Annotated in this window: 11 protein-coding genes; 6 read left to right on the forward strand and 5 right to left on the reverse strand. The window is 66.5% G+C overall.

Annotation, left to right across the window (positions count from 1 at the left end):
* Positions 1 to 593 (forward strand): hypothetical protein (locus tag QZ186_RS10575; protein WP_296416724.1); only part of this gene is annotated, 593 nt, incomplete at its 5' end.
* Positions 594 to 600: 7 nt separating this feature from the next.
* Positions 601 to 2,205, forward strand: coding sequence for an iron uptake porin (locus tag QZ186_RS10580; protein ID WP_296416725.1), 1,605 nt, complete (start codon positions 601 to 603; stop codon positions 2,203 to 2,205).
* A 3-nt stretch (positions 2,206 to 2,208) separates the two neighbouring features.
* Here QZ186_RS10580 and ubiE read toward each other — a convergent pair whose 3' ends face one another.
* Genes ubiE through hisF form a run of 3 tightly spaced genes read right to left on the reverse strand, consistent with a single transcriptional unit; the run spans position 2,209 to position 4,075 of the window.
* A complete protein-coding gene (gene ubiE, locus QZ186_RS10585) occupies positions 2,209 to 2,943 on the reverse strand; it encodes a bifunctional demethylmenaquinone methyltransferase/2-methoxy-6-polyprenyl-1,4-benzoquinol methylase UbiE (protein WP_296416726.1) in 735 nt (244 codons plus the stop codon).
* The gene (locus QZ186_RS10590) at positions 2,927 to 3,244 is read right to left on the reverse strand and encodes a hypothetical protein (protein WP_296416728.1); all 318 of its coding nucleotides are present in this window, start codon (positions 3,242 to 3,244) and stop codon (positions 2,927 to 2,929) included. The genes ubiE and QZ186_RS10590 overlap by 17 nt, the downstream gene beginning before the upstream one ends.
* Before the next feature lie 39 nt (positions 3,245 to 3,283).
* Positions 3,284 to 4,075, reverse strand: coding sequence for an imidazole glycerol phosphate synthase subunit HisF (hisF, locus tag QZ186_RS10595; protein WP_296416729.1), 792 nt, complete (start codon positions 4,073 to 4,075; stop codon positions 3,284 to 3,286).
* Between the two features lie 54 nt (positions 4,076 to 4,129).
* On the opposite strand from hisF, the gene QZ186_RS10600 reads away from it, so the two are divergent.
* The 3 genes from QZ186_RS10600 (at position 4,130) to QZ186_RS10610 (ending at position 7,399) form a co-directional block, all read left to right on the forward strand.
* Complete coding sequence (locus QZ186_RS10600; protein WP_010312876.1) at positions 4,130 to 4,342, forward strand: DUF2862 domain-containing protein; 213 nt, start codon at positions 4,130 to 4,132, stop codon at positions 4,340 to 4,342.
* A 70-nt stretch (positions 4,343 to 4,412) separates the two neighbouring features.
* Positions 4,413 to 5,336 (forward strand): chlorophyll synthase ChlG, encoded by a 924-nt coding sequence (gene chlG, locus QZ186_RS10605; RefSeq protein ID WP_247479764.1) that lies wholly within the window; start codon positions 4,413 to 4,415, stop codon positions 5,334 to 5,336.
* Positions 5,333 to 7,399 carry a transglycosylase domain-containing protein gene (locus QZ186_RS10610; RefSeq protein WP_296416730.1) on the forward strand — a complete coding sequence of 689 codons (2,067 nt, stop codon included), beginning with the start codon at positions 5,333 to 5,335 and terminating at the stop codon, positions 7,397 to 7,399. Before chlG ends, QZ186_RS10610 begins: the two co-directional genes overlap by 4 nt.
* Here QZ186_RS10610 and QZ186_RS10615 read toward each other — a convergent pair.
* Complete coding sequence (locus tag QZ186_RS10615) at positions 7,396 to 8,721, reverse strand: 16S rRNA (cytosine(967)-C(5))-methyltransferase (protein WP_296416731.1); 1,326 nt, start codon at positions 8,719 to 8,721, stop codon at positions 7,396 to 7,398. The genes QZ186_RS10610 and QZ186_RS10615 overlap by 4 nt on opposite strands.
* Positions 8,718 to 9,050, reverse strand: coding sequence for an MGMT family protein (locus QZ186_RS10620; protein WP_296416732.1), 333 nt, complete (start codon positions 9,048 to 9,050; stop codon positions 8,718 to 8,720). The genes QZ186_RS10615 and QZ186_RS10620 overlap by 4 nt, the downstream gene beginning before the upstream one ends.
* A 50-nt stretch (positions 9,051 to 9,100) precedes the next feature.
* On the opposite strand from QZ186_RS10620, the gene trmH reads away from it, so the two are divergent.
* Positions 9,101 to 9,796, forward strand: a complete 696-nt coding sequence (trmH, locus tag QZ186_RS10625) for a tRNA (guanosine(18)-2'-O)-methyltransferase TrmH (protein WP_296416733.1) — start codon at positions 9,101 to 9,103, stop codon at positions 9,794 to 9,796.
* Positions 9,797 to 9,874 lie beyond the last annotated feature (78 nt).

Genomic DNA, 9,874 nt, shown 5'->3' on the forward strand with positions numbered 1-9,874 from the left:
TGCTGGTGGTCCTCGAGCAGATGCGCGGTCACCTGCTCATCGCCGAAGAACTGCTAGCCAGCAACAACCCCAGCGGAGCTGAGCCCCATGTGGGACACCCGATCGACGAGCTCTACGGCGCCGTTGACGCCCCTCTGCAGCAACGCCAGATCCCGGGCTTCAAATCCCAGCTCGAGGACCTGCGCCAGCAGGTGCGGCTGAATGCGCAACCCGCTCTGGTCCAGGCAAAACTGACCGCCGCACGCCAAGGCATTCAGCAGGCGGAACTGGCCCTGGCACCGCTGCGCCTAAGTAGCCCCCAGGCCATCAGCGTCGCTCGCAGCCTGGCCCTGGTCGCCGCTTCGGAGTACACCGCCGCAGAAGCGGGGGGCCAGATCGTCGAGGCGATCGAATACCAAGATGCCCGCGGTTTTCTGCTGGCTGCCTCCGCCGTCATCCAAGCGGCCCTGGCGCAACCCAATACGGAGCGCTCAACGCTGATCCAGGCCCAAACCACCCTGCAAGCGATGTTGCAGGCCCTGCCCAGTGCCACCCCGCCGCAACGGGTCGGCGTGAGCCCCCTCCAGCTGCAAAGCCTCGCGGGCCAACTCTGACCCTGCCATGACGATGATCACGCGGCTGAGTCCGCTCCTCCTGGCTGGCCTTTTGGGACTGAGCCAGCCCAGCCCCGCGGCGGAGCAGGAACGGGTCAACACGCTGAGCCAGTTCTCCGATCTTCAACCCAGCGATTGGGCCTATCAAGCACTCAGCAACCTGATCGAGCACTACGGCTGCGTCGCCGGCTACCCCAACGGCAACTTCAGCGGGACGCAGGCACTGAGCCGCTACGAGGCCGCCGCCCTGCTGAACACCTGTCTCGATCGAATCACAGAGGTCACAGATCAACTCAAGCGACTGACGAAGGAATTCGAGCGGGAGCTGGCCGTCTTACGAGGCCGGGTCGATGCCCTTGACGCCAAGGTGGGCGTGCTGGAGGCCAGCCAGTTCTCCACCACCACCAAACTCTCCGGCCTGGCGGTCTTCGTGGTCGGTGGCAACCAGTTCTATGGCAATGCCCAAAGCCGGAACGTGAGCCGCTGCCCCGAAACCCTGGACGTCGAAAAACAAAACGACGACCCCCAGTTCCTGCAGTACGGCATTGAACAATCCAGGCGCTGCTTCGGCGCCGCCTCCTTCAACTACGAACTCGAGCTGTACTCCGACACGAGCTTCAGCGGCAAGGACCTGCTGCGCCTGGTGATGCGGACCGGAAACTTCACGCTCTCCAGCAATAGTTTTGGAGGCCCCTTCCCCGCACCGACCCACCTCTCGCAACTGGAGGTGGCCTTCCAAGAGATCGGGAAGCCCAACGAGATCTCAATCGACCGGCTCTTCTATCAATTCCCTGCCGGCGACTTCACCGTCTCACTCGGTGGGCGCATCGGCCAGGACGACATGCTGGCCATCTGGCCCAGCGTCTACCCCAGCCAGACAGTTCTCGATGTCACCAGCGTCAACGGTGCACCCGAGGCCTACAACAAGAACCTCGGCACCGGGGCGGGACTCTGGTGGCAGAAGGATGGATGGTCCGTCAGTGCGAACTACGTCGCGGACCGCGGCGGCCTGGGCGATCCAGCCATGGGCGGCATCGCCACCGCGGGATCTGGCGGAACCGGCACGGTCCAGGTCGGCTACGGCCGCGATCGCTTTGGCCTGGCGGCGATCTACTCCCTCCTCCAGAACCAAACACCCTGGATTGGCTACAGCACCAACTTCGTGACTGAAAGCCAGCTCCAGCATCCAGGCACCACCTCGGCCTACGGCCTCAGTGGCTATTGGGTCCCCGCCCAAGACGGCTGGATCCCGTCGGTGAGTGCCGGCTTCGGCCTCAACACCACGACCTATGCCGCCGATGTCGAGCGCGACGGACTCGCCAAGAACAGCCGCTCCTGGACCGTCGGGCTCCAGTGGACCAATGCCTTCGTGCAAGGCAACAGCGCCGGCATGGCGGTGGGACAGGCCACCTATGCCACCAGCCTCTATGGGGACCTGGGCGCCAACGACGCCAACTACGTCTGGGAGTGGTGGTACGCCTTCCAGGTCAGCGACAACCTGGCGGTGACGCCGGCGCTCTTCTACCTGAGCCGGCCGCAGGGAGCCAATACCCCGAGCGGCGAGAGCTTCAACCAGCTCGGGGCCCTGGTCAAAACCACCTTCCGCTTCTGAGCCCTAGGCGATCAGTTGCAGCAGCCCCATCTGGCCGCCGGCCAGGAGCTGATGCCGCGCGTGGCTGAAGCCCGCCTCGATGGCCAAGCGCTCCTGCTGGGGGCCGGTGGGGAAGCGCGCCAGGCTGTCCTCCAGGTAGGCGTACTGGGCCTCCAGGCCAGCGCGTTTCGCCAGGGGCACCACCAACTGACGCAGGTACAAGCGCTGGAACTGGGCCGTCAGTCCCTGGGGATTCAGGGCGCGGTTGAAATCCAGCACCGCAGCGCGACCACCGGGACGGAGCAAGCGCCGCAGTTCCTGGAGACCAGCGGCGGGGTCCGCCAGGTTGCGCAGGCCGTAGGCCATCACAGCACCGTCAGCCCAGGCGTCGGACAGCTCGGTGGCCTGGGCATCGGCCTGGCGAAACTCCAGGGGTAGCCAGGGGCAACGGGAGGCCCGGCGCCGGGCCTGCTCCAGGGGCGCCGCCGCCGCATCCAACCCCAGGACCAAGCCCGCCGGGCGCACCTTCTCGGCGAGCAGCAGCGCGAGATCCCCCGTCCCGCAGCAGAGGTCCAGCAAGCGCTGCCCCGGGGCTGGCTGCAGCCAAGCCACGGCCTGACGCTTCCAGAGGCGATGGAGCCCCAGGCTCAACAGGTCATTCAGCCGGTCGTACTGCGGAGCGATCCGGTCGAACAACTCGCGCACCGCCTCGGGATTGCCAGGCGGGATGGCAGCGAAGGACTCAGGGCTCGGCGGCATCCCAAGGCAGCGAGATCGAGTCGAGACTGACACCCGCCGCCATTAATTCGGACTGGTTCGTTTCAAGGGCCGAGAGATAGCCCTGGGCCTCCAGACGCTCAGCACTGGTGAAGGTCATGACCATCACCGTGGCCAGACCAATGGCCGCGGAGCAGACCATGCAGCCCGCCAACATCAAGGAGAATTCCTTGCGATCACTGGCGGCCTGCATGAGTTGCAGGGCCCAGGCCACCATCACGATCACCACGAGCACGATGGCTCCGGCCAGCACTGGGGAATGGCTCTGATCGAGGGCCAGCACTGGTGGGAGGGTGAAAGCTGAGTGGATTGTAACGGCGGGTTAAGCGGCGCGCGACCCGGCCTCCAGCGGCCGAATGTTCAGGCCCCGGCCGAGCAGGTCGGTCTTGATCTGCTCCACCGTCAGCACCCCGTCATGCAGCAGAGACGCCAACAGAGCGGCAGAGGCATGGCCGCCGCCTGGTGAGGCATCGAGGGCCTGGGCGATGTGGTCGATGCAGCCGGCGCCGCCGCTGGCAATCACCGGCACATCCACGGCATCGGAGACCGCCCGGGTGAGGTTCAGCTCGTAGCCCGCCTGGGTGCCATCCCCATCCATCGAGGTCAACAGAATCTCCCCGGCGCCCAGCTCCACCACGCGGCGCGCCCAGGCGACCGCATCGAGCCCCGTGTTCTCGCGGCCACCTTTGACATAGACGTCCCAGCCGTCCTCACGGCGACGGGCGTCGATCGCCACAACGATGCACTGGCAGCCAAAGCGTTCCGCGCCACGGGCCACCAGCTCCGGATCCCGCACGGCCGAGGAATTGAGGCTGACCTTGTCGGCCCCTGCCCGCAGCAGTTCAGTGATGCCCTCCACAGAACTGATGCCTCCACCCACGGTGAAGGGGATCGTCACCGCCTCGGCAGTGCGCCGCACCAGATCCACCAGGGTGGCCCGCCCCTGGTGGCTGGCGGCGATGTCGAGAAAGACCAACTCATCGGCCCCGGAGGCGCTGTAGCGGCAGGCCAGCTCGACGGGATCACCGGCATCGCGCAGGCCAACAAAGTTCACCCCCTTCACCACCCGACCGTCGGCCACATCCAGGCAGGGAATGATCCGTTTGGCGACCATGGGGGCAAGGCTTGCAGCGGGTTAGCCTGGCGCCACTTTTTCGTCGCGCCGGACATGTCCCAGGCTGCCATCACCGTCGGCTCGAAGGTGCGGGTCACCCGGGTGCGCGATCGCATCCCCGCCGACCTGGTTTCCGCCCTGCAGAGCGATGCCACCGGCACCGTCAAGGACTTCAAGGTGACCGATGGCAAGGGCATCGGCGTGGTGGTTGAGCTGAGCAACGGCACCACCACCTGGTTCTTCGACGACGAAATCACCGCCGCCTGACGCCCCTTTCGTGAGCGAATCCCCCAACCCCACCGCCGCCACTGGTGGCGGTGCCCGGCAACTGCTGGGCATGAAAGGTGCCAGCGGCACCACCAACATCTGGAAGATCCGGCTTCAGCTGATGAAGCCCGTCACCTGGATTCCCTTGATCTGGGGGGTTCTCTGCGGAGCCGCGGCCTCAGGCAACTTCCACTGGAGCATCTCTGAGGTCGGTGCCTCGATCGCCTGCATGGTGATGAGCGGCCCGCTGCTGGCTGGGTTCACCCAGACCATCAACGACTACTACGACCGCGAGATCGACGCGATCAACGAGCCCTACCGGCCGATTCCCTCCGGAGCGATCCCCCTCTGGCAGGTCAAGGCGCAGATCTGGGTGCTGCTGCTGGCCGGACTCGGCGTGGCCTACGGCCTCGATCGTTGGGCCAACCACGACACCCCCGTGCTCTTCCTCCTGGCTCTGGGGGGCTCGTTTGTCAGTTACATCTATTCGGCTCCCCCGCTGAAGCTCAAGCAGAACGGCTGGCTGGGGAACTACGCCCTGGGCGCGAGCTACATCGCCCTGCCCTGGTGGGCCGGCCAGGCCCTCTTTGGTCACCTGACCTGGACCACGGCGTTCTTGACCCTGGCCTACTCCCTGGCGGGCTTGGGCATTGCCGTGGTGAACGACTTCAAGAGCGTCGAGGGAGATCGCGCCCTTGGTCTGCAATCGCTCCCCGTGGCCTTTGGCATCGAGAGGGCCAGCTGGATCAGCGCCGGAATGATCGACGTCTTTCAGCTGGCGATGGTGGCGGTGTTGATTGCCATCGGCCAACATTTCGCTGCTGTTCTGCTGGTGCTCTTGATCGTTCCTCAGATCACCTTCCAGGACATCTGGCTGCTGCGCGATCCGGTGGCCTTTGACGTGAAGTATCAAGCCAGCGCCCAGCCCTTCCTGGTGCTCGGCATGCTCGTCACCGCTCTGGCCATCGGCCACAGCGACCTGGTGGTGATGTGAAGCAGCGGCGCCGGCGGCAGCTGATCTCAGCCGGTCTCGTCGGAGCCGGTGCCGGCCTGGCGGTGGGGCTCACCCAGGCCGTCGTCACCCGCAGCGTCGACAGCCTGCTGCCGAATGTGCGTGGCGTCAGCAGCTACAACCGCCCCGGCACCTTGACCCTGCTGGCCAGCGATGGCCAGGTGATTCAAAAGCTCGGTCCGGCGACCCGCGAGAAGCTCGTCACCGGCCAGATGCCCCTGCTGGTGCAGCGGGCCTTCATCGCCGCTGAGGACCGCCGCTTCTACCAACACGACGGCATCGATCCAATCGGCATCAGCCGGGCGATGGTGCGCAACATCTCCAGTGGCTCGGTCGAAGAGGGTGCGAGCACCATCACCCAGCAGCTGGCGCGCACGGTCTTCCTCAGCCAAGACCGCACGATCATTCGCAAGCTCAAGGAAGCGCTGCTGGCCGGCAAGCTTGAGCGCCAGCTGAGCAAGGAGCAGATCCTTCAGCAGTACCTCAACTACGTCTATCTGGGCGCCGGGGCCTACGGGGTCTCGGATGCCGCCTGGATCTACTTCTCCAAAACGCCCTCCGAGCTGAACCTGCCTGAGGCGGCCCTGATTGCCGGACTACCGCCGGCCCCCTCGATCTATTCACCGCTGGTCAATCCCGACCTGGCCCTGCAGCGCCGAGCGATCGTGCTGCGCCGCATGCGCGAGGCCGGCTTCATCGATGACCTGCAGCTCGAGAACGCCAACAGCTCCCCCCTGTTGCTGAAGCCGGCGGAGCCGAAGTACTTCACCAGCCGCGCCCCCTACTTCACCAGCTGGGTCGCCCAGGAACTGCCCAACGTGCTCTCCAAGGAGCAACTCGAGGTGGGTGGCCTGACCATTCGCACCAGCTTGAACATCGACTGGCAGGAGAAGGCCCAAAGCACGATTAACCGCCACGCCCCCGGGGCGATGGAAGGGGCGGTTGTCTCGATGGAACCGGGGACCGGCTTGGTTCGCTCGATGGTGGGCGGCAAGGACTTCAACGCCAGCCAGTTCAACCGGGCCTCCCAAGCACTGCGCTCCCCCGGCTCGACGTTCAAGCTCTTCGTCTACCTAACGGCCCTGAAAGAGGGCATGAAGCCTGAGGACAAGATCACCGACCGCCAGGTTTGCTACGGCGGCTACTGCCCGAAAAACTTCAAGAACAAGTACTACGGGACCGTGCCGCTCTGGGTGGCACTGCAGAACTCGCTCAACACCGTCTCGGTCAGCCTGCTCAAGCAGGTGGGCTTCGACAAGGTGATCGCCACGGCCAACAGCCTGGGAATCACCAAGGAGCTGGGCCGCTTCTACCCGCTGGGGGTGGGCGCGACCGAGCAGACGATCCTGGACATGACGGCCGCCTATGCCGGCATCTTCAACCGCGGCGTCTACATCAAGCCGACGCCCTTTGAGGAGATCCTGGGCCCGGGCGGTGAACTGCTCTGGAGCCGACGCGTCAACGGCGATCCCGGCAAGCGCGTGGTCCCAAGCGACATCGCCGACGCGATGCTTTGGATGCTGCAGAAGGTCGTCAGCGGCGGCACGGGCTATGGCGCGGTCCCCCCGGGCCGGCCGGCCGCCGGCAAGACGGGCACCTCAGAAGGGGGCCGGGACCTCTGGTTCATCGGCGGCGTTCCCCAACTCGTCACCGGCCTCTGGCTGGGCTACGACAACAACAAAGAGACCAAGAGCACCAGTTCCCGCGCTGTGGTGGCCTGGTCGGAATACATGGCCCCGATCCTCAAGGAGCTGCCGGTGGAGCAGTTCCCGCCCAAGCCGGTGCTCAAGGGCAAGTTCAATCCACTGAAGGCCCTCACCAAAAACCTCAAGCTGGTGAAGCCGGACGAGGAGGAAACCACTGAGGAGGTGACGACGGAGGAGACCACGGCACCGGTGACTCCAGGCCAACCCAGCGTGAGCGCACCGGCTCCAGCACGGCCGGCCAAGCGCCAGGACCCCTGCGGAAGCATGCAGACCAACCCCCGCTACGTCGACTGCCGCTTTGATCTGCTGGATCGCCGCCGCAGCACGCCGAACCCCTAGTTCAAGACGAGCCGCGCCGCGAAGAAGCCATCCCCCCCGCCATCGAGTTGCCCGGGCCAGAGCTGGAAGCTCTGCTCCAACCGCAGCTGAGGGTGATCCTTGAGGAACGCCTCCAGCAAGTCGCCGTTCTCCTCGGGATGGACCGTGCAGGTGGCATAGACCAGGCGACCGGCGGGCTTGAGCAGGGGGAGCAATCTCTCCAGAAGCTGCCGCTGCAGCGTCACCAGCCCCTCAATCGCGGCCGGGTCAATCCGCCAGCGGGCATCGGCATGGCGAGCCAGGGTTCCTAGCCCTGAGCAAGGGGCATCGATCAAGAGCGCATCAAATTGCCCCAGGAGTTCAGGGGCTTCCGAGGCCAATTCCACGGCGTCCCCATGGCGGGTCTCGATGCAACCCAAGCCCAGGCGCTGGCTGTTGCGGGCGACCCGGCGCAGACGCGCCTCACCGCGATCGAGGGCCAGCACCTGCCCTTGATCGCCCATGAGTTCCGCCAGGTGCGTGCTCTTGCCCCCCGGGGCCGCGCAGGCATCCAGCACCCGCTCACCGGGCTTGGGATCGAGCAACGGCGCAATCCTTTGAGCCGATCGGTCCTGAACGCACCAGTGCCCCTCGTCGTAGCCGGGCAGATGGCGCAGATCACCGGAGCGGCCCTTGATGGTCAGGCCCATCGGCAGACCCTCGATCGGTTCGGCCACCACCCCCGCCGCGGCCAGGGCCATTTGAACCGCCTCGGGTGTGGAGCGCAGGCCATTGACCCGAAGGTCCAGGGCCGGCGGCGTGTTGCAGGCCCGCGCGAAGGCCTCCGCCTGCTCCGAGGTTTGCCACTGCAAAAGCGCCGCCGCGAGCCAATCCGGCAGGGACTGACGAATGGCCAGGGCCGCCGCCGGGTCACTGGGCAGAGGCAGGGCCTCGCCGGCCTCCTGGCGGCGCAGGAAGGCCCGCAGCATGCCGTTGACCACCGGGGCCAGCCGGCTCAGGCCGCCGCGCTTGGCCAACTCCACCGTGGTGCTGACGGCGGCTGAGGCGGGAATGCGATCACTGCTTAAGAGCTGATAGAGACCCAGGTGCAGAAGCCAGCGCAGCTTCGGGGGCTGCCGCTCGGCCGGGACCTTGCCCAGTTGGTCCAGCCAGGCATCCAGCAGGCGCCGCTGCCGGATCGCCCCGTAGGCCAATTCCGTCGCCAGACCGCGGTCCTGAGGCGAGAGCGAGACCCGGCCCAGCTCCCGCTCGAGGGCCCCATCGGCATAGGCCCCGGCGGCCACGGCCTGCAGCACCTGCCATGCCACCTGGCGGGAGGCCAATCCGGGGGGTGCGCTGCTCATCCCCCACAACTAGCGCCCGGTGACCAGCGGTACTGGGCCAGGGGAAGCCGGCCGTCGGCATCGACAGGGATGCCCTCGGCGATCAGCAGATCCCGCTGCATCCAATCGGAGCCCTCTCGGCTGAGGCTTAAGGAGATGCGGCCCTGGGCATTCACCACCCGCTGCCAGGGGACCTCCGAGGGCAGGGGCAGGCGGCGCAGGGCCCAACCCACCTGCCGCGCACAGCCATAGGCACCGATCAGTTCCGCGATCTGGCCATAGGTGGCCAGCCGCCCCGGGGGGATCTGGGCGACGGCCCGCCAGACCCGCTGATCAAAGCTCCGCTCCATGGGCGGCGAACGGCCATCAGACACGATGGATGTTGGCCCCTGCCAAGCCAATGCCGCTGCTTCCCCGCCGCTTTGAGCGCCTGAAATCCGTGCTGAACCACCGGATGGGCGATCTGACGGTGGTGATGGAGCAGGTGGACAAGCCCCACAACCTCTCGGCGATCCTGCGCACCTGCGACGCCGTCGGCGCCCTGGAGGCCCATGTCGTCAGCCTGCCCGGACGGCCCCGCACCTTCAACAACACCGCCAAGGGCAGCCAGAAGTGGGTGCCGCTGCATCCGCACCCCAGCATCGAGGGCTGCCTGCAGGGGCTCAAGGACAAGGGTTTTCGGATCTACGGGACCCACCTGAGCGTCGATGCGGTGGATTACCGCGACTGCGATTTCACCGGCCCCAGCTGTTTTCTGATGGGGGCCGAGAAGTGGGGCATGAGCGAGGAGGCCCTGGCGCTGGTGGATCAGCCGCTCTTCATTCCCATGACCGGGATGGTCCAGAGCCTGAACGTCAGCGTCGCGGCGGCCACCCTCCTCTTTGAAGCCCTGCGCCAGCGGCAGCGGGCCGGCAAGGTTCCCAGCCACGGCGAAGGCATCCCCGGGGGCGAACGCGAGTACCGCCGGATCCTGTTCGAGTGGGCCTACCCCCAGGTGGCCGACTGGTGCCGCCGCGAAGGGCGCCCCTACCCGGCCCTCACCGAGGAGGGCGAGATCGCCGAGGACCTCCCCCGCACGTTGAAGCTGCGCTACTGAGACGAGCGCAGGTTCTTGCCGCCGCCGCTGAGCCAACTCTCCAGGCCCTCCCCCAGGAACGAGAGGCCGAGCACCAGG

Source organism: Vulcanococcus sp. DEBay_Sum29NL08_54 (assembly GCF_017859255.1).
Classification (GTDB): domain Bacteria; phylum Cyanobacteriota; class Cyanobacteriia; order PCC-6307; family Cyanobiaceae; genus Vulcanococcus.